This is a genomic window from Bartonella sp. AA9NXGY, assembly GCF_042196845.1.
Lineage (GTDB): Bacteria > Pseudomonadota > Alphaproteobacteria > Rhizobiales > Rhizobiaceae > Bartonella.
Genome location: NZ_JBHIRB010000009.1, coordinates 66,012 through 89,707 on the forward strand (window position 1 = coordinate 66,012; position 23,696 = coordinate 89,707).

Consider the following 23,696-nt stretch of genomic DNA (forward strand, 5'->3'; position numbering starts at 1 on the left):
TTAAAACATAAAAAATATGTTCTTGTTCATTATAATTTAATGGGGAGAGGTAAGTGTTATGACAGAAAATCAAATAATGGCTTTTTCGATCATTGGTCTCATGATGGTTGTTTTTATTTGGGATCGATTTCGTTATGATCTTGTTGCTATTTGTACTTTATTAATAGCTTGTGCCCTTGGTCTTGTCAGTCCGAAGGAAGCTTTTAGCGGTTTTAGTAATGATATCGTTATTATCGTGGGGAGTGTGTTTGTTGTCAGTACTGCTGTATCTCGCTCTGGTATAATGGAATTTATTATCCAACGGATATGGCCAGACGTGAAATCGGTGCGTCTTCAATTAGCTTTTTTGGTTCTTTCTGTTGTCGTATTATCAATGTTTGTTAAAAACATTGGTGCTTTGGCGATTATGCTTCCGATAGCTTTTCAGTTTGCACGTCGTTCTCAGGTTTCTCCTTCTGTCTTTTTGATGCCCATGGCCTTTGGTTCTTTGTTGGGGGGGCTTATGACACAGATAGGAACATCTCCCAATGTTGTTATTTCAGCGATGCAAGAACGTTTAGTAGGAACACCTTTTACTATGTTTGATTTTACACCAGTTGGTGCGGTTGTTGCGACGGCTGGTGTTGTATATTTGGTCTGTTTTTATTGGCTTTTGCCTGTGCGTGTGCGTTCAGGTGTATCGTTTGATGATGCCATTGATATTCGTAATTATGTTGCAGAAGTACATATTCCAATAAATTCACCGATTGTGGGAAAAAATATTGTTGATTTGGTTAAGCCATCAAGTGGTGATGTTATGGTGATTCAAATCATCAGAAACAAAGTATCTATTTCACCATTACCAGATTTTGTTTTGTCTGAAAATGATATTATTTTGCTGGAAGGATCACATACAGGGTTAGATAGCGTGATGAACTCTGCTCGTTTAGAGTTTTTTAAGGGGGGAACTATTGTTGCAGGTGATAAGGACAGTGATATTATTGAAGCAGTCATTACCCATAATTCACCTCTTATCGGTATTAGTGCGAAAGAGTTTTCTTTATTTGATCGCTATAATGTAAATTTGCTTGCGTTAAGTCGTCAACATGAAAGGGTGCGGGGAAGACTTGATGATATTATTTTCCATCTTGGAGATGTGATTGTTTTGCAAGGACAGGATGCAGTTATTCCAAATTTATTAAGAGAATTGAAATGCTTGCCCCTAGCAAAACGAAATATTGTGTTTGGAAATTTACGACATGGTTTCATCTCTTTAGCTGTTTTATTTATAGCAATTATTTTTACAGCTTTTCATATTGTTCCAGTTGCTTTTTCTTTCTTTTCTGCTGCTGCTGCAATGGTGATCTTTCGTGTTTTGCCCGCGCGTGATCTGTATCAGGCATTAGATGGCCCAATATTAGTGCTATTAGCGGCTCTTATTCCAGTGAGTGAAGCGTTAGAGAAAACAGGATGTACGGATCTCATTGGTCAATGGCTGAGCCAATTGGCAATATTTTTCCCGCCATCCGGTGCTTTAGCGCTTATGTTGGTGACAGCTATGTTGGTCACGCCATTTTTGAATAATGCAGCAACAGTGATGATGGTAGCACCAATTGCGTCAAGTTTTGCTCATTCCCTTCATTATAAGCCTGAAGCTTTTTTGATGGCTGTTGCAATTGGTGCGGGCTGTGAGTTTCTTACACCTATTGGACATCAAAGTAATATGCTCGTGATGGCGCCAGGAGGATATCGTTTTAGTGATTATCCACGTTTAGGTGCTCCATTGGCGGTGTTGATCGTTATTATTGCTGTTCCAATGCTTATGTGGGTTTGGCCTTTACAATAGGATATTTTTAGAAACTTTAAGAATCAATTATAAAAGGTTGTTAATCGTATGAAGATAAGTTGAAGGGATATACTTTATATAAAGAGCTTTAACTGAAGATTTGGAATTATACCACACTGTAATCATGGCGCTTCGGTATTTTTGATACAGATAAAAATTTATCTATTTGGTTTTAGTAGATATTCATGGAAATTTACTGTTTATTCAAGTTTTTTCAAGAATTGGTTTTTCTATTATAATTGTATAATCCAATACAACCAACGATTGCGGTTGAAGACTTTAAAAGATTATTCCTCTATATAATGGAGAGAAAGTTCGCTTGAGATGATAGGCAATCATGATAAATATTAAGGCAGTGAATTTTTCATAATATGTAAAAGCTGTAATGTGAACAAATAGGGTGCTTACATCATTTTCGATTAAGACTGTTGCAAAAATCTGATTGAATTGGCTACATATTGATTTAAAATAAATAAACGAGCAATTTAAAGATTTTTAGTTAATTAGGGCTACCATCTTTATCCATTTATGCGTAAAAGCACAGGTGAAGTAACTTTTTTCAGGGTATGATATATGTCGTATGATAGTTTTATTGCTGAAGTGAATGCAGAATTTCGTCAGGAAAAGGCGCTTGCTTTTTGGAGACGGTATGGTTTTTCAATTATTGGAGCGGCTGTTCTTTTTATATTCATGATAGTTGCTTATCAAGTTTATCATCATACACAAATAAAGAAAGCTGGTTATATTGGTGATGCATTTGTAAAGAGTCTTGATCTTGCGGATACACGTGATTTTGATAAAGCGATAAAGCAATTAGAAACTGTTAAAACCTCTCATTTTGGGGGGTATCCTTTTCTTGCTCGTTTACGTGAGGCTTCTTTACTCATGGAGAAAGGTGATATTATTAAGTCAGTGGAGATCTTTGATTCTGTTGCAGCGGATGAGAAAGCACCGCAGATTTTGCAGAAAGTTGCAAAAATTCGGGCGGCTTATATTCTGGTTGATACAGGGACATTAGCTGATGTTGAAAAGCGCATCAAAGATATGGCAAGTGATACCGATCCTATGCGTATGTCTGCAAGAGAAGCTTTAGGCTTAGCTGCTTATAAGGCGGATAAAATGGATGAGGCGGTTTATTATTTTAAGAAAATTTCTGAAGAAGGTTCTTTGGGTTTAAAAATAACAGATCGGGCTCGAATGATGCTTGAGCTTATACAAGCTGAGGGCAAGGCAAATAAGGAATAAATCGATGAGCCTTACCATTGCTATCGTTGGTCGTCCCAATGTTGGGAAGTCAACACTATTTAATCGTTTGGTTGGGCAAAAATTGGCTTTGGTTGATGATAAGCCTGGTGTAACACGTGATCGGCGTATTCATGCGGCAAAACTTCAAGATCTACGTTTTGATGTGATTGATACGGCTGGGCTGGAAGAAGCAGGTGATCATACACTTGAGGGGCGTATGCGTTCTCATACAAAAGTTGCAATTGATGAAGCGGATCTTATTTTATTTGTATTTGATGCAAAGAGCGGAATAACACCAAGTGATTTAAATTTTTCTTCATTGGTTCGCAAATCAGGAAAGCCAATTGTGCTTGTTGCCAATAAGTCTGAGTCAAGAGCGGCAACAGGAGGAGAGTATGAGGCGTGGTCATTAGGTTTGGGGGAGCCATGCCCAATATCGGCTGAACATGGTTTGGGACTTAGTGATCTGCGTGATGCAATTATAGATGCTGTTGGGTCAGAGCATGTTTTTGGCAACAACAAAGAAGAAGATAGAATGATACAACCTGCATCTGTTGGTGATGATGTAAAGGATTTGGAAGAAGAGGAGCTTATTTACGATGAAAGTAAGCCCATTAGGATTGCAATTGCGGGGCGTCCCAATACAGGAAAATCCACTCTTATCAATAGTATGTTGAAACAAGAGCGATTGTTAACAGGACCAGAAGCAGGACTCACGCGTGATTCTATTTCTGTAGATTGGGAATGGCGTGGTCGTCATATTAAACTTTTTGATACTGCAGGTTTACGTCGAAAGTCGAGAATTCAAGAAAAATTAGAAAAACTATCTGTTGCAGATACTTTGCGTGCTATTCGTTTTGCAGAAGTGGTGGTCATTGTTTTTGATGCAACGATACCTTTTGAAAAGCAGGATTTACAAATTGCTGATCTTGTGATTCGTGAAGGGCGTGTTCCAGTTATTGCTTTCAATAAGTGGGACCTTATTGAAAACAGTCAGACCACATTGATTGATTTGCATGAAAAATGTGCGCGATTTCTTCCTCAAGTTCGTGGTTTGAGAGCTGTTCCTTTATCAGGACAATATGGTCAAGGGATTGATAAACTGATGGAAAATGTCATGATGATGCACCGTGTATGGAATCGTCGCATTTCGACGGCTAAATTGAACCAATGGCTTGGAACTGTTGTGGCACATCATCCACCTCCTGCGGTTTCTGGACGTCGACTTAAGGTTAAATACATCACACAGGTTAAGACACGTCCTCCTGGATTTATGATTTCCTGCTCGCGCCCCAAAAGTATGCCTCAGTCGTATTTGCGTTATCTTGTCAATGGGTTACGTGAAACATTTGATATGTCTGGTATACCCATTCGCATATCATTACGAGCCTCTGATAATCCTTTTGCGACACGTTCTAAGAAGAAATGATAACTCTTTAATTTTTTAAGTGAATGAAATCTATACTTAAGAATCTTAAAAATAAGTTTTTTCAATGATCTTTCTTTTCATAAAAGAAAAAGTTTTATTTGCTAAAGTTTTAATTTTATTGATAATCATTTCATGAGAAGAGTTTAATAAGGAGTATTTAAGAAAGAGTACATAATCCTCTTAATGGGTTATTAAAGTGCAAGAATAGATGCAATATGAGGGTAGGGGAATGTAATTATGATGCTTGTTTGAAAAGCAGCATTAGATTATCGTTTCATAAAAATAAAGCTTATGAATAAGCGCTTTTGCTTACGATAGTTTGTCTGAATAAAAAGCAAAAATATTTGCTGAATCTACGGATATTCAATTGTAAAGAGCGAAATTCATAAAAGTGGATTAAAATTGTATAAAGTAGTATGGTAATCGTATTTAAATTTTATTGTGTTTTATTGGCTTAATCTATTTGAAATTTTGGATTTATTAATATCTTGTATTTAAAGGACCTTCTCTTAATACCCTCAAGCTCATTTCGTGATGTGGTCTGTAATGGCGGATGTAAAATACTTTGCGAATAGGATCATACAGAAACCATTGATTATTATCATTTTCATAAAATAAAAAGTGCCAGTTTATTCGAATAAAAGGAGAAAACCAACGCTCTCATACTGTTTTTAGCTTTCTATGTTCTCTTTCAAAACTAGGACTGATATAACATTGGGAGTCGGAAAATAAGATGGTATTAGTTTACACCTTTTGTTAAGCGTAAAAATGGTTGTTCTATGAGTTTTATATTATTCACGTGAACTTTTGTTATACATTCACGGGTGCTGTCGTGAAATCGGTTTAGGTGCTTGGAATATCTTTTTAAGAAAGCATGTAAATTGAAAAATACGTTATTTCTGCAATAAAATTTATATGATAACTTGTGATAGATTTCTTTTAGTATCTTGACGAATAAATTCGGGAACAATATGATGCACACGGTTTTATGAAATGTATTCTTATGTTGCTTTTTAATTAAGGAGCCAATGATGGCGATGGGCGAGAAACCCGTTATGAGCCGTAAGGAGGCTGAAGAGGAAAAGCAAGGAGAGTGTCTTCATTCAGAGGATTTGGAATGTCGTAGTAGGAACTTAAGCGTAGCTTTAGTGCGCAAGCAAGCATTAAAGAAGCGGGAGCATAGGAATAAGCGGGAAAAATCACAAGGAAGGATGGCAGGTGCAATTAAGCTTTCCAGTGAGTTTCTGGCAAGTATTATAGTTGGTATTGTTTTGGGGTTGGGGTTTGATAAGTTAGCAGGTTCATGGCCTTGGGGATTGGTATTTTTTCTCTTCTTTGGATTTGCTGCTGGTGTATTGAGTATTCTTCGGTCTGTGGGGTATGTTTCCTCCAGTCAATTAGGAAAAAAAGGCGTATTGCGCCAAGATAAACAAAATAAAGGGGCCAATGAGAGGTCCGATAAATGAGGTTGAAGTGACAGCGCACGCTCCAGATCCTATTCATCAGTTTGAGGTTTTAAGGCTGATTAAGATTTCCATAGGAAATATGGATTTATCGTTTACAAATGTATCATTGTTTACAGTTCTCACGGTTGTTGTAACTTCTATTTTTCTCTTTATTTCATCATCGAGTCGTGGATTGGTTCCAACGCGGATGCAGTCTCTTTCGGAAATGGCATATGAATTTGTAGCATCGACTCTGCGGGAATCATCTGGTGTGCAGGGAATGCAGTTTTTTCCTTTAGTTTTTTCTCTGTTTACTTTTATTTTGGTTGCTAACTTTATTGGTCTCTTTCCTTATTTTTATACGGTTACGTCTCAAATCATGATCACGTTTTCGTTAGCAATGGTGGTAATTTTGACGGTGATTGGTTATGGCTTTTATAAGCATGGGGTCAGTTTTTTGAAACTGTTCGTTCCCAGTGGAGTTCCTGTTGTGGTTTTACCTCTGGTGACAATGATTGAGGTTATTTCTTTTCTCTCCCGTCCAATTAGTCTTTCTCTTCGTCTTTTTGCGAATATGCTTGCTGGTCATATTACGCTTAAAGTGTTTTCTGGGTTTGTTGTTTCAATGATTGGGGTAGGAATTGTAGGTGTGGGTGGTTCGATTTTACCGCTTATTATGACTGTAGCAATTACTGCTCTTGAGTTTTTGGTCGCATTTCTTCAGGCTTACGTCTTTACGGTTTTAACTTGTATGTATCTTAATGATGCAATTCATCCAGGACATTAATAGAACTGGCGGTTTTCCGTCGAATAATGCAATTTCGCTTTAAAGGAGAATAACATGGAAATGGTGCTTGCAGCAAAATATATTGGCGCTGGTCTTGCTTGCTTTGGTATGGCTGGAACAGCTTTAGGACTTGGTAATATTTTTGGTAGCTATCTTTCTGGTGCATTACGAAATCCATCAGCAGCAGATAGTCAGTTTGGACGTCTCGTCTTTGGTTTTGCTGTAACAGAAGCTTTGGGAATTTTTTCATTGCTCATTGCTTTATTACTTCTTTTTGGGGTTTAATCATTATCAAAAGGGTATATCTGTTCTTGCATGAGGAAAGATTTACCCTTTTAGGCTCTTAACTAGAGAGATGCCAGAGAGATGTTTGTCAGTTATCATCGGTTATAGAGGGCTTTAATAAGCTATTTAAAGGATGAAAGAAGATGTTTGTTTCAAGCGCTTATGCACAGAACACTGAAACGTCGATAGAACATATTAAAAAGGTAGCAGAGCATGCAAATCGTGTGTTTCCGCCTTTTGATTTTGTGCATTTTGGTTCGCATTTTTTCTGGTTGGCAATTTCTTTCGGACTGTTTTATCTTTTTATCTCCCGTGTAATTGTACCACGTATTGGCGGTGTTATTGAAACACGGCGAGATCGAATCGCATCTGATTTAGATCAGGCAATGCGCATGAAGCAAGAAGCAGACATTGTTGTTGAAACTTATGAGCGGAAATTAGCAGAAGCGCGTTTGAACGCGCAGGCTATAGCGCAGGTAGCTAGTAAAGAATTAAAAGAAAAGGCAGAGCTTGAACGGAAAGAAATTGAAGAGAGTCTAGAGAAAAAACTCGCAGATTCTGAAAAACAGATAGCAAAAATTCGGGATAAAGCGATGCAAAATGTTGGTTCTATCGCTGAAGAAGTAGCTCTTGAAATTGTGAAAAAATTGATTGACGTTGATATCAGCAAAGAGGCTGTTCGTTCAGTTGTTAAAACTGCGGATTATTGAGGAAGACAAAGATGACTGATACTTTTTGGGCATTTGTTGGGTTAGTTCTTTTTTTGGCTCTTTTAGTCTATTTCCAAATTCCACAGAGGGTTATACACCATCTTGATGCGCGCGCGAAACGTATCAAAGATGAACTGGATGAGGCTCTGCGTCTTCGTGAAGAGGCACAGGAAATATTGGCTGAATATCAACGCAAACATGCAGAAGCAGAAAAAGATGCGCAAGAAATTATTGCAGCAGCAAAGCATGAAGTTGAATCTGTTATTGCTGAGGCCCGTGCAAAGGCAGAAGAATATGTAAAAAACCGCAATAAATTGGCAGAACAAAAAATTGCCCAAGCAGAAGCGGATGCAATACGCATGGTTTCTTCATCAGCGATTGATTTGGCAATTTCTACAGCACGTACCCTTATTGCAAGGGAAATAGATTCTAACAAGGCAGATGAACTTATCAAAGAGTCTCTTGAGAAAGAATCATTTATCAAAATGAAAACATATCTTAATTAATGATATTTGAGAGATAAAGAACAGTCTCTTTGGTTGCATAATTTTCTCAATATTAATTAATAAAAGTCATAAAAAAGAAAAAATTATCTTCATTGTTTTTATCAGTTAATAGGGTATTTTGATTTTAAATGACAAGTTTTGAGAAGTCTGCAACCGATTGTGTAACAATGTGAGTATGTTTGAGAAGAGCAAGACGGTTAGCACGAACATCAGGTTTTTTATCATTCACCAATACTTTTTCAAAAAATATATCAATCAATTTTCCAAGTGGCGCTAGCACACTGAGTGCAAATGATAAATTTGTTGCATTGATGGGAGCAAGAACCTTTCTTTCTACTTCACAGATTGCATGATAGAGCTGCTTTTCTTCTTTCTCGATAAAGAGCTCAGGATTAATTTCATTCGCTATTGTTGTGCTTTTTTGAAATTCATTTTCAAGAATATTGGCAGTACGTTTTACAGAGGCTACAAAGTTCATTCCATCATGGGTATTGATAAAAGCGATAAGCGATTCGACACGACGTGCAACCAATAAAAAATCATCAGAATCTTTATTTAAAACGGCTTCAAGGGCATCGTAACGAGCGCCTTCCTCTTTTAGATGGATTTTCAGACGGTCATGAAAAAAGAATAACAGATCTGATAAAATATATTCTGTTTTTTCTGGAAGCAGATTCTGCAATTGTGAATTTTCTCTTTGAGAGATTTCATATTTATTTTTTTGTTGTAAGAAAAGATTCGTTGCTAACTGGAACAGCGGCATAAGATTGATTTTCCAATCTCGCGAAAGTACAAGCCTAATAATTCCCAATGCTGCTCGTCTTAACGCATAGGGATCTTTTGAGCCCGTTGGTTTTTCATTAATGAGCCAAAAGCCAACGAGCATGTCAATTTTGTCGGAGAGCATAACGGTTATAGCAAGTGGTTCTTGTGGAAGACGATCTGTTGGTCCTTGAGGTCTATAATGGTCTTCGATTGCTACAGCTACGCGAGGATCTTCCCCTTGAAGAAGGGCGTATTTTTGCCCCATAACACCTTGTAGTTCAGGAAATTCTCCGACAATTTCTGTTTGCAAATCAGCTTTTGCAAGGATGGCTGCACGTTTTGCTAAAAGAGGATCTGTTTGTATCAAAGGAGCAATTTCTTGTGCGAGTGCAGCAATGCGTTCTACCCTTGCTCCTTGTGTACCTAATTTAGCATGAAAAGTTACATTCAAATGATCAAGTCGCGCCATTCTTTGATCGAGAGGTTTTTTTGTATCAAGTTGAAATTTTTTTATAGAAGATTCCAATTGTTGAAGATCAGGCAAATCACGCTGATCGGTTTGCCAAAAATGAAGTGCATCAGAAAGACGGGCACGGACAACCTTACTATTTCCTTTCGAAATTTCTTTGCCTTCATCATTTGCAAGAATATTAGAAACGAGAATAAAATGATGAGAAAGTTTTACTTTTTCTCCTTGTTTGCGGGTGACAAAACATTTTTGATTGGCTCGAATGGTCAAGCGAATAATTTCTGGAGGAATATCAAGGAATGATTTGTCAAAATCACCCATCAGGATAACAGGCCATTCAACAAGACCAGCAACTTCTTCTAGGAGGGGATTATCTTGAACCAGTTCTAAACCGTTTGCAAAGCAGAGATTTTGGGCATCAGCTAAAATAATATTCTTTCGTCTTTCGGCATCCAGAATGACTTTATGGGTTTCAAGTTGAGTAACATAGTCATCAAAGCGGCGCACTTGAAATGGCTCTCCATCACTTAAGAAACGATGACCATAAGTTAAATTATTGCTTTTAAGAGAACCAATTGTAAACGGAATAACATGTGTTTCACCAATTTCTGGTCCGAAGATGCAAAGAATGTTTTGTAAAGGTCTAATCCACTTCAAAGTACCACTTTGTGCTGAATCTTTTCCCCAACGCATAGATTTCGGCCACGGAAAGTTGCGGATAATATCCGGTAAAATATCGGCAATAATTTCTTCTGCAGCTCGACCTTTTTTAACAATTTTAGCAATATAAAAATGACCTTTTTTATCATCATGTCCAATATGCGCTTCAGAAACATCATTTAATCCTGTTGCACGTAGAAAACCATCAATTACATGCTGTGGTGATTTTATACTGGGACCTTTGCGTTCTTCATGGACATCTTTGGAGCGTGTGGAAAGTCCGCGTATGTCCAATGTTAGCCGACGAGGTGTCCAATATTCACGAGCAGCTTCATAGATCAATCCAGCATTCACAAGTTGATCTGTAACAGATTTCTTAAGATCAGCAGCAGCTTTTCGTTGCATACGTGCGGGGATTTCTTCACTGAAAAGTTCAAGAAGAAGATCAGACATTAGGCTTCTCCAGTATATATTTGTCCAGCTTCTGTGAGTAAGAAGGCTTCCCCACAACGGCGCGCGAGATTACGAACGCGAAGAATGTAATTTTGTCGTTCGGTTACAGAAATAACGCCACGTGCTTGCAAAAGATTAAAGATATGGCTCGCTTTAATACATTGATCATAGGCAGGAAAAACACAGCGATGGAATACATTTTCTTTATTTGGTTTTCCAGCATCAAGAAGTGCGCTGCATTCGCGTTCTGCATCGATAAAGTGCTGATGGAGCAGTTTTGTATCAGCAAATTCGAAATTATAATATGAGTATTCCTGTTCTGCCTGTAAAAAAATATCTCTATAACTTATTTTGTTTTCTCCCTCCAAACCATTAAAGTTAAGGTCATAGACGTTATCAACCCCTTGGATATACATCGCTAGACGCTCAAGACCGTATGTGAGTTCCCCTGAAACTGGAGCGCATTCAATGCCGCACACTTGTTGAAAATAAGTAAATTGAGAGACTTCCATTCCATCGCACCAACATTCCCATCCAAGCCCCCAAGCACCAAGAGTGGGACTTTCCCAATCATCTTCAACAAAGCGAATATCATGCAGTTTTGTATCAAGCCCGATAGCTTGTAGCGACTTTATATAAAGTTCTTGTAGATTGAGCGGAGAGGGTTTGAGAAGCACTTGGAATTGATAATAGTGTTGTAAACGATTTGGATTCTTACCATATCGGCCATCTGTTGGACGTCGAGAGGGTTGGACATAAGCAACTTTCCAAGGGCGTGGCCCTAGAGAGCGTAATGTTGTTGCTGGATGAAAAGTCCCAGCTCCGACTTCCATATCGTAAGGTTGCAAAATTGCACATCCATAGTGTGCCCAATAATTTTGCAAAGTTAAGATTAGTCCCTGAAAAGAACGTTTGGGGTTAAGATGTTCAGGCAGTTTCACGCTTTATACTCTTTATATTGGACTAAACAAAAAAACAAAGTAATTTTAGTTTCTCTATTTATTATTCATGTGGTTTATGGTTAAGCATCGTTTATTGCAAACCAAATTTCAACTTTTCTTGAATTTGTTCAGAATTTTCTGGTTTTCCGTCAATTGCGTGGTTCCATTGAAAGATTGCTTCACGTTTACGTCCAACTTTCCAATAGGCATCCCCTAAATGATCATTCAGTGTTGGGTCTTCAGGTTGTAATCTGACAGCATTTTCTAATATTTGCACTGCTTTATTATATTCTTTTAGTTTATAATAAGCCCACCCTAAAGAATCGAGAATATGACTGTTGTGAGCTTGCAAAGCAGAGGCTTTTTGTAGCATACGGAGCGATTCTTCAAGCTTCTCACCACGTTCCACAAGGGAATAGGCTAAATAATTAAGAACCTGCGGTTGATTTGGAAAAAATTCAAGTGATTTTCGCAAGTCAAGTTCTGCTTTTGGCCATTGCTTTAAACGTTCAAAAGCAATACCACGCTGATAAAAGAGTTTCCAATCGTCCTGCTGAAAGTTTTTTATCTTTGTAATAGCGTAGTCTAGAGTTTTAATAGCCTCAAGAAATTTATTGTCCTGCATATAAAAAGCAACGAGCGTTATCAAAATATTACGATCATTGGGAAATTTTTTATTTAACAATGTGAGTAATTTTATTGCTTCTTTGTAATTGTTGTTATTGGCAAGAAGGAATGCAAGATGAAGTTGTCCATCTTTATAATAAGGAGATTTAGGGGATAAAGCGCGATAAAGTTTAATTGCTTGATGTGGATCGTTCAATTTAGCAGAAATGTGTGCGAGCTGAAACAGTGTTGCGTCATTTTGAGGGTATAAGGCGAAAGATAATTGCTTAAAAATACGTGCAATTCGCCCTGAGTTTTTGTAGTTGAGGGCTGTTCCAAAATTATATAATACCTCGGCTGCTCCTTGTTGAGGTGTTTTAATAACTCTCTCTAAGAAAGAATTTTTTTCAATTTTTTCTTGAAAGTTTTTAAGGACTTCTCGACCTGACAACATTTGTTCGCCATGCTGGATTGTTTGAAGAGCTTGGTTGCGCATATTATGGCGCAATTGGAATGAGGCATAGGCTATGATAATACGCTCATAAGTATTAGGAGCGATAAGAGTTCCCTGTTTGTTACTCAGTGCTTTAATGAAATATTTTTTTGCATCCTTTGGCCGTTCTGCAAGGTCGCTCATAAGTGCTAGATGATAAGATATAAAAAGATCATACCAGACAGGACCTTTGAGTTTCTTAAGATCATCGATTGCCTGAGATTTTTGTCCAGATCCAAATGTAATCCAAGCGCCGATGAGTTCAGGTATTGGATTATTGGACGTAGGCAGTTCCTTTAATTTCAGAAGAGCCTTGGCATTCTTATAATCTTTTTTGATGAGACTTTCTACTGACAAAGTTAAGGAAACAAAGGGAGTTATAACATCGTTCTCTTTGAGTTTTTGGGCTTGTTGGACAGCTTCTTTAAAGTTTCCGACCGAGAGCATAGCTTCAAGGAGCTCTTTTTGTGTTTCAATGTTATCAGGTTGATAAACCAGTGCTTGTTTAAAATAATTGATAGCAAGTTCTGTTTTATTTTCATGATTTGCAACCCTTCCAGCTAAATAAGCACCTGTAAATGAGCTTGTATGAGTTGCTGCACTTATTTTACTGTAGGTGAGGGATGGCATCAGCATGATACCCACGATAAAGAGGGCAAAAAGTCGAGATACCGTTGCAGAGCACATGGAGCTAATCCTTTTCAAGATAATCAATTGATGGTGTTGTTTATAGATCATATCTTATTACTTTGTTGAGAAATACTGCGATTCTTGCAAAGAATTCAATTTACGCGCGCAATACAAAATTCAACAGTCTCAACGAGAGCATTATAAGCAAGATTTTCATTCATGGGAACAAGAGCATCAATTGCATATTTTCCATAGATGCGTGCTTGTTCTATTGTATCTGTGATACTATCATACTTTTCCATTAAGTGTTGTGCGTGTGCGAAGGATTCATCATTATTATTGTCATCTTCAAGCGCTTTTTTCCAGAAATCTTTTTCTACCATATTTCCACGCTCATATGCGAGAATAACAGGCATTGTGATTTTTCCTTCTCTAAAATCATCCCCTATATTTTTTCCTAAGTTTTGAGCACTACCGCTATAGTCAAGTGCATCATCAATTAATTGGAAAGCTAAACCTAAGGATGTTCCATATTCACGTAATGAAGAACGCTCTTTATTTCCATAGCCAGCAATAATGGGTCCTACTTCAGCGGCTGCTGAAAAAAGTGCTGCTGTTTTTGCATCGATGATTTTGAGATATTCTGAAGGGCTGGTTTTTATATTTTTTGCGGCAGAAAGTTGCATAACTTCTCCTTCAGCAATAATTGCAGCAGCGTTGGCTAGGACAGAGAGCGCTTCTATGGAACCGACATCGACCATCATTTTAAAGGCCTGCCCCAATAGGAAATCACCAACAAGTACACTTGCTTGATTCCCCCAAATCATACGTGCTGTAGATTTTCCACGTCGTAAATTACTTTCATCAATCACATCATCGTGTAGTAATGTTGCTGTATGCATAAATTCAACAGCTGTTGCGAGTTTTATATGCCCGTCACTTTGATAACCGAACATATGAGCAGAAGCGAGCGTAATCATTGGGCGTAATCGCTTTCCACCTGATGAAATAAGATGGTTAGAAATTTCAGGGATCATCTCAACCTCTGATTTTGCCATAGAGAGAATAAATTGATTTACGCAATCCATATCTTTTTGAGTAAGATTGACAAGAGATTGAAGAGAAATTTGATTATTTCTTATTTGTTTTGGTTTGATAGCTGCACTCAATGTGTTTACTCCTAGAGTATTGCAATGGACATATATAAAATTTACTTTATTCATTAGCATAAAGGGGGTTTGGTTTTGACTCAAGCTTTTGATGTCGTTTAAAAGTGTTAGCTTGGAATGTTATTGGCAAGAAATGTTCTTTAGCGAGTGTAATCTTATTGTTATAAAATAATAAAAAATTTAAAATAGCAGCTGAATGGCAAAAATGCAGTTTATAAAGGTGAGCATTAGGCTTTTAAATGGATAAAGCAGCGAATCAGAGTGGTGAAACAATTGACAGTTTTCACCGCGGGAAATTTTATTTGGTTCAACCCCATAAATATGGTCATCGTTCTGGAATGGATGCGATGTTATTAGCTAGTTTGGTTCCAAGTGATTTAAAGGGCAAGGTTGTTGATTTAGGTGCAGGTGCTGGAGCTGCGGGTTTGGCTGTTGCTTCGCGTTGTCTGAAAGTTCATGTTACCTTAGTTGAACGTTCAGCTTTTATGGTATCTTACGCTCAAAAAACGCTTATGCTAAAACAAAATAAACAATTTGCTAGCCGAATTTGTTTGCTAGAAGCAGATGTTACCTTCAAAGGGAATGCCCGTATAAAAGCAGGTTTGATAGATAATAGCTTTGATTTTGCGATTATGAATCCACCTTTTAATAATCCCACCGATCGTAAGACACCTGATAAACAAAAATCTGAAGCACATGTTATGTCTGAAGCGATGTTTGATAACTGGTTGCGGAGTGCAGCAGCTATTGTTAAGCCAGGTGGATACTTAGGGCTCATTGCACGTCCACAATCGTTGACAGATATCTTGCATGCTTTAGAAGGGCGTTTTGGTGGTATTTGTATAATTCCTGTGCATGCCCGTGCGAAAACAGCAGCAATTCGTCTTTTATTTTACGCAAAACGAGGAAGCAGAGCAGCTTTATCTATTTTACCGGCATTGGTTATACATGAAGGTAATGACCATACTTTTTCACCCCGAGTTGATGCAATTAATAATGGATATATAAGCTTGTGGGAACTTTTCTAATAGTATCTTGTGTTTTTTAGTTTATTATTTAAAGTCTACACTTTGTTGTTAGGGAGGTTTGACTTTGGGTGAAATTATATTTCTGCTTGTAATGTGGGGATTGATTGGCGCTTTTGGATGTTATCGCGTTCTTCCTTTTTGTTGTCCTTGCCTATTTAATTGTTCTTAATTTATAAGGAGATTTTGTTTTGATGGATTTTATTAAAAGTTTTATTCCACGCCGTTTTTCTTCCGATAAACTTGAAATTCCTGTGGTGCGCCTTCAAGGAGCAATTATGGATTCATCAGCATCTATATCTCGTACCCTTTCCCTCAGTAGGTGTGCAAATCTTTTAGAGAAGGCTTTCGCACACAAAAAGTCACCGGTTGTTGCACTTATTATTAATTCTCCTGGTGGTTCGCCTGTACAATCGCGTTTTATCTTTAAGCGCATTCGTGACTTGGCAGAAGAAAAAAATAAAAAGGTTCTTGTGTTTATTGAAGATATTGCAGCATCTGGTGGTTATATGATTGCTTGTGCAGGGGATGAAATTTTTGCAGATCCTTCTTCAATTGTTGGTTCCATTGGAGTGGTTTCAGCTTCCTTTGGTTTTCCGGAACTTTTGAAGAAAATTGGTATCGAACGGCGTGTATACACAGCAGGAAAGAACAAAGTTACATTAGATCCATTTCAGCCAGAAAAAAAGGCGGATATTGAGCATTTGAAATCTCTCCAACTTGAAGTGCATCAAACTTTTATCGATTTGGTTAAAGAACGGCGTGCTGAAAAATTATCAGATGATTCGAATCTCTTTACAGGAATGTTTTGGAGTGGAAAACAAAGCGTTGGGCTTGGTCTGGTTGATGGATTGAATGATGTACGTTCTGTTATTAAGGAGCGCTTTGGTAATGATGCAAAACTTCGACTTATTATGCCTCCAAAAAGTTTTTTAGGACCTAAAACGCCTTCAGGAGTGACGGCACATACGGTTTATACAGTCGTTGATAGTGCATTGATGGCAGCAGAAGAGCGAGCGCTTTGGCAGCGTTATGGTTTGTGATGGAAAGGATCATTCAAGCCAGAGAGATTTTATCTAAAAACAGATGCTAGAAGGAAAAAGGCTTGCAATGATACGAATGAGAACATGTCGTTTATTTTGTATGAGAACTCTTTATATTTATTGTTTTTTTAGAAAACGATTAAGAATATTCCAAGCTGTTTATAGGGCTCGTGCTAAAAGTATGGGTAAAAGGGGGGAATTTTTAAAAGAACCCTATGTAAGTGAATATTACGTCATATGATATCAAATGTACAAACTTCGTTCCAAAGACATTCCTATTTATTTACACCTATTAAATTGAATTTAGCTTTACATGTTGTGGGGCAACGTGTTGATGGGTATCATTTAATAGAAAGTTTGGTTTATTTTAGTCTTAGTGGTGATTGTCTACATTATGCACCTTGTGAAAATAATCAGTTTGTTTTGACGGGGTCGTTTGCAAAAGGACTTGTTTCTCATTTAGACAATTTGGTTATTCGCGCACGGGACTTTATGCATAAGACTTTTCCGGAATGTGCTCAACCTGCTTTTTTTCGGCTTGTAAAAACATTACCTGTTGCTTCAGGCATTGGTGGCGGCTCAGGTGATGCAGCTGGGGTTATCAGCATGTTGCGTCAACAGTGGAATCTTGATTGCCCTTACGAAGAATTAGCAAAAAAGAGCTTAGTTCTTGGTGCTGATGTTCCCATGTGCCTTTGTGCATTAGAATATCAGCAGCCGCTTTTGGTTAAAGGAATTGGTCAAGAGATGATACGACTAAAAGAAGCTTGTTCATTAGCAATGGTATTGGTTAATCATGGACAAGAGATTTCAACACAAGCTGTTTTTAAAGCGTTAGAGAAGCGTCATAATCCTTCTTTAAAAATTAATACAAACGCTTTAAAAAGTGTTGATTCATTGGTTGAAGCTTTACAAGAAACGCGTAATGATCTTTTTTCTCCTGCATTAAAAATAGCACCTCAGTTAGCTGAAGTGTTATCTATATTAGATGAATGTGGGGCTCTTTTTTCCCGTATGTCTGGAACGGGAGCAACTTGCTTTGGCATTTTTAAAAATAAACAAACGGCGCAACAAGCAGCTCTTTTTATCAAATCAATGCACCCAAATTGGTTTGTAAAACCTATCATGACTTTAGGAAATATTTGATAAATAAATATAAAAGCTTTTATTTCATCATGATTTTATTATACATAATGAAAGAGGGTAACCAAAGAAATGTGTTTTTTATTTTTTGTGCAAGAATTCGTGGAATGTTTGAAGAGCCATTTAAAACTGTAATGCTTGCAAAAAATGATCAGGCTACAGAAATAGATGTATGTTTGTTGTATTTGTGATGTATCAAAGATGTTTAATTTGCCGCTTCAACCAAATTTTTCGTGCGAATTGGATTTGCAAAAACAGGGTTTTTTTCATATAGCAGGTGTTGATGAAGTAGGACGGGGGCCTCTCGCTGGACCTGTGGTAACAGCAGCGGTTATCTTGGATAAAGATCGTATTCCTAATGGGTTAAATGATTCAAAAAAACTTTCTTTTCTCCAACGAAATAGACTTTATCATGAAATTTTGCAAAGTGCATTAGCGGTTTCAGTCGCCAGTCTTTGTGCTCGTACAATTGATCAATCCAATATTAGAAAAGCAACTTTAGAAGCAATGCGTCGCTGTATTATAGGATTAGTCATTCCAGTCCACTATGTCCTTGTTGATGGGCGTGATATTCCTTCTGAGTTGTCCTGTCCTGCAATGGCGTTGATTAAGGGCGATCAGCGTTCGGTTTCAATTGCAGCCGCATCCATTATTGCGAAAGTAACGCGTGACCGGATGATGGAATGTGCAGGACAAGTTTATAAAGGGTATGGTTTAGAGAAGCATGTAGGTTATGCAACGCTAGCGCATCGTACAGCTCTTGATAAATATGGACCAGTTATAGGATTACATCGTTATAGTTTTGCACCACTAAAAGAGTGTAAAAAAGGTAATTAAAATCAGTGATTTACTACAAGAGTAAAGGGTTTTATAATTCATTGATTCTATTATGTTTTTTGAGTGTCTATCCCTAACCTTTTTGAAGCTTTTTATCACTTATTCCTATCTATTTTTTCCAGATATAGAATCAGATATTTCTAACATGGGCTTAACTCTTATTTGTTATTAACCGTATAGCAATGATATATGACAAGGGGCGGTAATGGCAATTGTGAGTTTTAAATATAAGGGCTTAAAATTATTTTATACAACAGGTTCCACAAAAGCTATTTGACCAGATCACTTAAAAAATTACGCGTTATCTTAACGGCTTTAACAAGTGCTACTACGCCTGAAATGTTGAGAGCGCCTGCCTTTAAAATACACCCTCTTAAAGGTGAACTTACAGGGTACTATTCTATATGGATGAATGGAAATTGGCGTGTTACTTTTCGCTTTATAGGAACAGATGTGGAGCTTGTTGATTATCAAGATTACCATTGATGAAAGGAACGAAAATAATGATGCATAACCCCGCACATCCGGGCGAAGTTCTAAAAGTAGCTTTCTTAGACGAAATGGGGATAACAATACAAAAGTTAGCTAATCATCTCCATATGACAAGAGCTTCTCTATCAAGAGTGATTAACGGACATGCCTCTATGAGTACCGAACTTGCAGTGAAATTAGAACTAGCTGGTTTTAGTAAAGCGAAATTTTGGCTGGATATGCAAACAAATTATAATTTATGGCAAACAATGCAACAGACACAACCACCTATTTCTCCTCTGGTTTCTGAAGCACATCAAACGTCGCTTTGATTTCGTTTATAATTTTGACGGGGCTTTAGTTTTTTAGCTTCCGCCCGTTGCTCTAACCTTTTTGAAGTTTTTTAATGGCTTCTATTGCAAGGCGTTTTCTATCGGCTGTTTTGGTATAAAGAGATGCCATTTTATCTTCTGTCCAGCCAAAAAGCGCTTTCATTTGCGAAACCGTAGCACCAGCATTGGCAGCACGTTTTGCTGCTAATTTTCGCAATCGGTGCGCTGATTTTTTAATACCCGCCGCATTACATGCTTCACGAAAGAGGTTGCCAAAACTTTCTTTGACAAGCTTATTTCCACCTTTACCACAAATGAATGTTTGATCACCTATGGGACCAATTTTAAGGGTTTCCTCTAGTTCTGGTAAAATAGGAAAAAAAACATCTGTTTTAAATTGGCTCTTTCTGTTTTGAGATAAATGATATTATCTTTGACGTCTTTCCAGCTGATACGAACGGTGTCATCACGGCGCGCGCGCAAGCCTGTGAAAGAAGAACATCAATCCAGACGCGTTCATGTGTACCGTGTGACCAATGGTGATAATATTTGTCTATGTCCTCTTCTAGCCATGGCAGCAATCCCCCACTGTTTAAAGATTTTGGTGCTTTTATATTAAAGGCAGGATTTCTATTTAAAAGGGCATTATCAACCGCCCAATTAAAGAGATTGTTTAAAGAGGTCAAAAAATATTTTGCCGCTGCGAGAGTAGCTCGCCTTCTGTCTACGGCGTCAAGGATGTGGTGCTTTTATGTGCACGATCAGCAATATTTTTAGAAACATTGTTCAGAATTCTATACTTAATTTTTTAGTAGTTTCTAATTGATTATGCCATTGCATGCTTTGTAAATACTGATGCAATAACTAATCGAAAGAGCCTTTTGTAAGTCTGTTTATTTTCTTGGAGATGCCATTTTGCGCTTGTTTAATAGCCAGCGTATATTTGCTCTGATGGAAATCAATGGACTGTCATAAATTTTAGCTTTTCCACTAATAAATGTACCACCGAAAACTTGTGCATTGGCAAAAACACGAGCGTTTCCGTAAACATGTGCATCCCCAAAAACTTTGGCATAACCATAGACTTTTGCATCATCACTTATCCAGCAATTGCCATCATGACCTAGATTGTCTTCTTTTTGTATAAAAGCGCCAAGATCACCTGCCTTTACATCTCCAAAGTCTCTCAAAGCAAGGATGCAGTAAAGTGTAATGTATCCACCAACCTCAATTGTTTCATCAGTCAGTTCATATTTCTTTTCCTTGATTTGCGCAGAATTCACCCGTAGCGTGAATCATGCATCACTTAAAAGTTATTAGGAATGGGTAGGGGGCTGGGAGGCATATGGGCACTCACATTTTTTTAAAATATGCAAATTTATTTTTTTAGATGTGCTTAATTTCATATTTCCAATCAGGCAATGGAATGAGAGCTAATGCGAGTTGTCCTCTATGACACATGCATACATTAGCTTCAAAACAGGTGATTGCAACGCGCTTTTTGTTTAAAAAAATTTGATATAATTTGTTTATTGCACAAGAATTATCCTTGAGAGTTGTATTTTGATAATCTTCAAAAAGGCGATCATAATCTTTTGTGTTTTCAAATTTCTTCGTTTTTCAGAGGCAATTCCAAGTTCAGGCATATGCCATATATTCAATATCAATGTTGTTTACAACTTTCTCTAATTGTCTTTTTGAAAATCCGTATTTTCTGCTTATTGGATTTTTACGAATATCATACAAAAGTTTAATATTATTTTTGATAAGTTGATTGAAATAGTCCTCAAAGGATTTTCTTTCATAGCCAATGGTAAAAAACAAAGCTCTCATCTTTAGCAGGCTGTATGATGATATGTTTGATGTTACACACGTTTAATTTCCTTAGTAAATAGGTGGGGGGCTTTATGAGCGCCTCTTTCCAAAAGGGATAAATCCTCTAGCGATTATCATAGTGTTGTGGAGCAATCAGGTATCAAAGCGGGTGAAGGCGGCTTTAATATCATTGTTAAAGACAAAACGACCCTAACCGGAGGCATCATTGCCAGCACCGCGCCGGCAGATAAAAACAGCCTGACCACAGGAAGCATTAGCACCAGTGATATCAGCAACAGTGCCCATGCTAAAGCCAGCAGCCATGGGTTTAGCCTTTCTGGGAATGACACGATAAAAAACATTGCCAAGAATGTTTTAAATCACGGCAAAGCCAAGGATGCAGCAGAAGGGGAAACCAAATCTGCTATCAGTGATGGGACTATCATCCTTACTGATACAACTGGACAGAGGGCGATGGGGCAAGATGCTGGACAAATCATTGGCTCTCTCAACCGCAACACCGCAGCAGCCCACCAAGCTGTAGGACAGCTAGATGTCGCACCGCTTGAGGGAGCAGTGCATAATCGCGTAGATATGATCAATGATTTATCGGATGAAGGATTGGGATACTGGGACAAAATACGCGAATTCGCATATCTCAAAGAGCATCCTGAGGGTGAGGTTTTGCATGATGAAAATGGCAATGTCCTCTATGCAACAGATAAAAATGGAAAACCTATCAAAGACAGTTATGGAAGACAAGTCCCTCTGTATCGTTATTTAACGCCTGAAGAAGAAAAACATTTACAAAAAGGTTCTGATGGCAAGGTTCATATGTTTTACAATGGTATTTTTACCTCACCAGATGATGCTGCGCGTTATACTGTCCAGTTTGTTGACAATGATCATGGTCCCCTTTATTTTACATACTTCCCAGAAGCTGAAGACTGGGAAGTGGAAGTAGGGATAGCGATTTTTCAGAAGTTTCTGGAAGGTAGATTTTTTTTTGGATTGACCAATTCAACCAAGAAATTCTAGGATATAATGTATCTTTATGGCAATACAGGATTGCATGATGATGCCCATAGTCGTGGTACCATAACAGCAGGAAATGGATCATATAATTTAGTAAAGCATGGTGTTCTCGGTATAGCAAAGGAAACAACGGTTAATTTCTTTGGTCCAGCTTATAATACTCAAGACATGGCAGATACGTTATATATCTTAAAGGATGGCAAGCAAACCACTGTCGGCTTGGAAAACCATGCAGATGATTTTGTTGGTGTAGTATTTGGTGGAAATTCCGCTACTTTTTACCAAAGACCCTTTGGTAGTAACGCAGTTAAAGAGGCAAAGAAAGTACTATTTAGTTATCCCAGCCCTCATGTTTGTTATGCAAATGTGGATCGAGCATGTAGACATAATTATGGTTCATCTCACCGTATACAAATTGATTCAATTAATTCATGGAGCAAAAAATGAAACAAACCTTAAAATTATTAAGTGTGATAACTCTATTGAGTATAGCTGGGTGCCAGTTTAATAAACTCCCACATCTTCTATAGGGGCATGGGAAAAACCAGGAGCAGATTTTACAGAGGTAGCAAAAGCATTATTAGAATGTGGTATGCCAATTCCTTATGATAAGGATCCAGAAAGCTCAACTACAATGCAAATGCAACCATTGATGCTTGCATGCTCCAAGCGGGATTTCGCTATAAATATGATGTGGGGGGAGGCTGGTGTGGAAATCATAAAGCCGAAAACTTGCCCATTTGTCGTCCAGGTGCTATCATATCACAGCGCAGTGTCAAGAAGCGCTTAAACAGCCCTTATTGTAAAAAATATAAAAATGCACCTGAATGCAAACCTTAAGTCTTTCTTGTGATGATCAACAATCCGCCATCCTTGCCTTCGCTTGGAATGGCGGGATTATTTACTCAACCAATCATCTCAATATTGTTCACCGTTGTTTTAATGAAGCGATGACAGAAAATATCAGCAGGCTTATGAGCTTTTTATCGTAAATAAATCCATTAAAAGAGGGGAAGAATGAAGAAAATCTTAAAACTGTTGAGTTGTATAGCTCTGTTAAGTATCACTGGATGTGTTAACTCAATTCCCTCACTTTCTCCAGCATTATGGAGAAATAAAATACTTTTAGAATGTGGAGTACCGGACCTTAATAAGGTTGTGGCGCTAGATTTGAATCAATTTGCCAGTATTGAAATGTGTATGGCGCAATCAGGTTTTCGCCCTAGCTTTACAATACAAGATTGGTGTGAGAACCATAAATCAGACAACCTTCCCATATGTCGTCCTGGTGCTGTCATGCCTCAGCGAAGTGTTGAGAGACGCTTAAATAGCCCTTATTGTAAAAAGCATTCAGAACAACTTGAATGCCAGCCTTAAGTCTTGCTTCAGCAGAGAAAGCCTTGTCCGTCCTTACGAAAATTTCGCTTGTAACGTGCAAGCAAGTGATTTTAATTAATACAACATGGAACAGATTTTAAATGATAGAATCCTACAGAATTAGTTTTTTCATTCAACATGAAAACAATAAGTTATCTTTATAAATCAATGTGATGTGGCAGGATGAAGATGTTTATGCA

At 37.7% G+C, this 23,696-nt stretch carries 22 protein-coding genes and 4 pseudogenes; 19 read left to right on the forward strand and 7 right to left on the reverse strand.

Annotated elements, in window-relative coordinates; all coding sequences use genetic code 11:
- Positions 1 to 58 precede the first annotated feature (58 nt).
- The 8 genes from ACFIM6_RS06030 (at position 59) to ACFIM6_RS06065 (ending at position 8,232) form a co-directional block, all read left to right on the forward strand.
- The gene (locus ACFIM6_RS06030; protein ID WP_375612086.1) at positions 59 to 1,825 is read left to right on the forward strand and encodes an SLC13 family permease; all 1,767 of its coding nucleotides are present in this window, start codon (positions 59 to 61) and stop codon (positions 1,823 to 1,825) included.
- Between the two features lie 573 nt (positions 1,826 to 2,398).
- The gene (locus ACFIM6_RS06035; protein ID WP_375612087.1) at positions 2,399 to 3,070 is read left to right on the forward strand and encodes a tetratricopeptide repeat protein; all 672 of its coding nucleotides are present in this window, start codon (positions 2,399 to 2,401) and stop codon (positions 3,068 to 3,070) included.
- Between the two features lie 4 nt (positions 3,071 to 3,074).
- Positions 3,075 to 4,499 carry a ribosome biogenesis GTPase Der gene (gene der / locus ACFIM6_RS06040; protein ID WP_375612088.1) on the forward strand — a complete coding sequence of 475 codons (1,425 nt, stop codon included), beginning with the start codon at positions 3,075 to 3,077 and terminating at the stop codon, positions 4,497 to 4,499.
- A 1,031-nt stretch (positions 4,500 to 5,530) separates the two neighbouring features.
- Positions 5,531 to 5,965, forward strand: coding sequence for an AtpZ/AtpI family protein (locus tag ACFIM6_RS06045; RefSeq protein ID WP_375612110.1), 435 nt, complete (start codon positions 5,531 to 5,533; stop codon positions 5,963 to 5,965).
- A gap of 7 nt (positions 5,966 to 5,972) precedes the next feature.
- Positions 5,973 to 6,731 carry a F0F1 ATP synthase subunit A gene (locus ACFIM6_RS06050; protein WP_375612111.1) on the forward strand — a complete coding sequence of 253 codons (759 nt, stop codon included), beginning with the start codon at positions 5,973 to 5,975 and terminating at the stop codon, positions 6,729 to 6,731.
- Positions 6,732 to 6,785: 54 nt separating this feature from the next.
- A complete protein-coding gene (locus ACFIM6_RS06055) occupies positions 6,786 to 7,016 on the forward strand; it encodes a F0F1 ATP synthase subunit C (protein WP_005773968.1) in 231 nt (76 codons plus the stop codon).
- A 143-nt stretch (positions 7,017 to 7,159) separates the two neighbouring features.
- On the forward strand, positions 7,160 to 7,726 hold the full coding sequence (locus tag ACFIM6_RS06060) for a F0F1 ATP synthase subunit B (protein ID WP_375612089.1): 567 nt from the start codon (positions 7,160 to 7,162) through the stop codon (positions 7,724 to 7,726).
- A gap of 11 nt (positions 7,727 to 7,737) precedes the next feature.
- Positions 7,738 to 8,232, forward strand: coding sequence for a F0F1 ATP synthase subunit B (locus ACFIM6_RS06065; RefSeq protein WP_375612090.1), 495 nt, complete (start codon positions 7,738 to 7,740; stop codon positions 8,230 to 8,232).
- 124 nt (positions 8,233 to 8,356) lie between these two features.
- Here the strand turns inward: ACFIM6_RS06065 and glyS are convergent, their stop codons facing one another.
- From glyS to ACFIM6_RS06085, 4 genes are all read right to left on the reverse strand, one after another.
- Positions 8,357 to 10,579, reverse strand: a complete 2,223-nt coding sequence (glyS, locus tag ACFIM6_RS06070) for a glycine--tRNA ligase subunit beta (RefSeq protein ID WP_375612091.1) — start codon at positions 10,577 to 10,579, stop codon at positions 8,357 to 8,359.
- Positions 10,579 to 11,520, reverse strand: a complete 942-nt coding sequence (locus tag ACFIM6_RS06075; protein WP_375606430.1) for a glycine--tRNA ligase subunit alpha — start codon at positions 11,518 to 11,520, stop codon at positions 10,579 to 10,581. The genes glyS and ACFIM6_RS06075 overlap by 1 nt, the downstream gene beginning before the upstream one ends.
- A 91-nt stretch (positions 11,521 to 11,611) precedes the next feature.
- On the reverse strand, positions 11,612 to 13,306 hold the full coding sequence (locus ACFIM6_RS06080; protein WP_375612092.1) for a tetratricopeptide repeat protein: 1,695 nt from the start codon (positions 13,304 to 13,306) through the stop codon (positions 11,612 to 11,614).
- A gap of 95 nt (positions 13,307 to 13,401) precedes the next feature.
- Positions 13,402 to 14,478 carry a polyprenyl synthetase family protein gene (locus ACFIM6_RS06085; protein WP_375612093.1) on the reverse strand — a complete coding sequence of 359 codons (1,077 nt, stop codon included), beginning with the start codon at positions 14,476 to 14,478 and terminating at the stop codon, positions 13,402 to 13,404.
- 179 nt (positions 14,479 to 14,657) lie between these two features.
- Here ACFIM6_RS06085 and ACFIM6_RS06090 point away from each other — a divergent pair, with 179 nt between their 5' ends.
- The 6 genes and pseudogenes from ACFIM6_RS06090 to ACFIM6_RS06115 all read left to right on the forward strand — a co-directional run bounded on the left by ACFIM6_RS06090 (position 14,658) and on the right by ACFIM6_RS06115 (position 19,269).
- Complete coding sequence (locus tag ACFIM6_RS06090) at positions 14,658 to 15,446, forward strand: tRNA1(Val) (adenine(37)-N6)-methyltransferase (protein WP_375612094.1); 789 nt, start codon at positions 14,658 to 14,660, stop codon at positions 15,444 to 15,446.
- A gap of 191 nt (positions 15,447 to 15,637) precedes the next feature.
- Positions 15,638 to 16,486, forward strand: coding sequence for a S49 family peptidase (locus ACFIM6_RS06095; protein ID WP_375612095.1), 849 nt, complete (start codon positions 15,638 to 15,640; stop codon positions 16,484 to 16,486).
- Positions 16,487 to 16,723: 237 nt separating this feature from the next.
- Entirely contained in the window at positions 16,724 to 17,632 is a 909-nt protein-coding gene (locus ACFIM6_RS06100) for a 4-(cytidine 5'-diphospho)-2-C-methyl-D-erythritol kinase (RefSeq protein ID WP_375612096.1), read from the forward strand.
- A gap of 198 nt (positions 17,633 to 17,830) precedes the next feature.
- A complete protein-coding gene (locus ACFIM6_RS06105; protein WP_375612097.1) occupies positions 17,831 to 18,466 on the forward strand; it encodes a ribonuclease HII in 636 nt (211 codons plus the stop codon).
- A gap of 205 nt (positions 18,467 to 18,671) precedes the next feature.
- A pseudogene (locus ACFIM6_RS06110) lies at positions 18,672 to 18,952 on the forward strand (type II toxin-antitoxin system RelE/ParE family toxin).
- A 17-nt stretch (positions 18,953 to 18,969) separates the two neighbouring features.
- Positions 18,970 to 19,269, forward strand: a complete 300-nt coding sequence (locus ACFIM6_RS06115) for a HigA family addiction module antitoxin (protein ID WP_183194585.1) — start codon at positions 18,970 to 18,972, stop codon at positions 19,267 to 19,269.
- A gap of 52 nt (positions 19,270 to 19,321) precedes the next feature.
- Here ACFIM6_RS06115 and ACFIM6_RS06120 read toward each other — a convergent pair.
- The 3 genes and pseudogenes from ACFIM6_RS06120 to ACFIM6_RS06130 form a co-directional block, all read right to left on the reverse strand.
- Positions 19,322 to 20,211 (reverse strand): annotated as a pseudogene (locus ACFIM6_RS06120) (tyrosine-type recombinase/integrase); the annotation flags it as partial.
- On the reverse strand, positions 20,163 to 20,552 hold the full coding sequence (locus tag ACFIM6_RS06125; protein ID WP_375612098.1) for a hypothetical protein: 390 nt from the start codon (positions 20,550 to 20,552) through the stop codon (positions 20,163 to 20,165). The pseudogene ACFIM6_RS06120 and the gene ACFIM6_RS06125, both read right to left, overlap by 49 nt.
- A 103-nt stretch (positions 20,553 to 20,655) precedes the next feature.
- Positions 20,656 to 21,102: pseudogene (locus ACFIM6_RS06130) on the reverse strand (DUF488 family protein).
- Positions 21,103 to 21,228: 126 nt separating this feature from the next.
- Between ACFIM6_RS06130 and ACFIM6_RS06135 the strand changes: the two are divergent.
- The 5 genes and pseudogenes from ACFIM6_RS06135 (at position 21,229) to ACFIM6_RS06155 (ending at position 23,496) form a co-directional block, all read left to right on the forward strand.
- On the forward strand, positions 21,229 to 22,122 hold the full coding sequence (locus ACFIM6_RS06135; RefSeq protein WP_375612099.1) for a hypothetical protein: 894 nt from the start codon (positions 21,229 to 21,231) through the stop codon (positions 22,120 to 22,122).
- A gap of 30 nt (positions 22,123 to 22,152) precedes the next feature.
- A complete protein-coding gene (locus ACFIM6_RS06140; RefSeq protein WP_375612100.1) occupies positions 22,153 to 22,566 on the forward strand; it encodes a hypothetical protein in 414 nt (137 codons plus the stop codon).
- Positions 22,563 to 22,959 (forward strand): annotated as a pseudogene (locus ACFIM6_RS06145) (hypothetical protein). The gene ACFIM6_RS06140 and the pseudogene ACFIM6_RS06145 overlap by 4 nt, the downstream one beginning before the upstream one ends.
- Complete coding sequence (locus ACFIM6_RS06150; protein WP_375612101.1) at positions 22,947 to 23,111, forward strand: hypothetical protein; 165 nt, start codon at positions 22,947 to 22,949, stop codon at positions 23,109 to 23,111. Before ACFIM6_RS06145 ends, ACFIM6_RS06150 begins: the two are co-directional and overlap by 13 nt.
- Before the next feature lie 25 nt (positions 23,112 to 23,136).
- Complete coding sequence (locus tag ACFIM6_RS06155) at positions 23,137 to 23,496, forward strand: hypothetical protein (RefSeq protein WP_273724680.1); 360 nt, start codon at positions 23,137 to 23,139, stop codon at positions 23,494 to 23,496.
- The last annotated feature ends 200 nt before the right edge of the window (positions 23,497 to 23,696 follow it).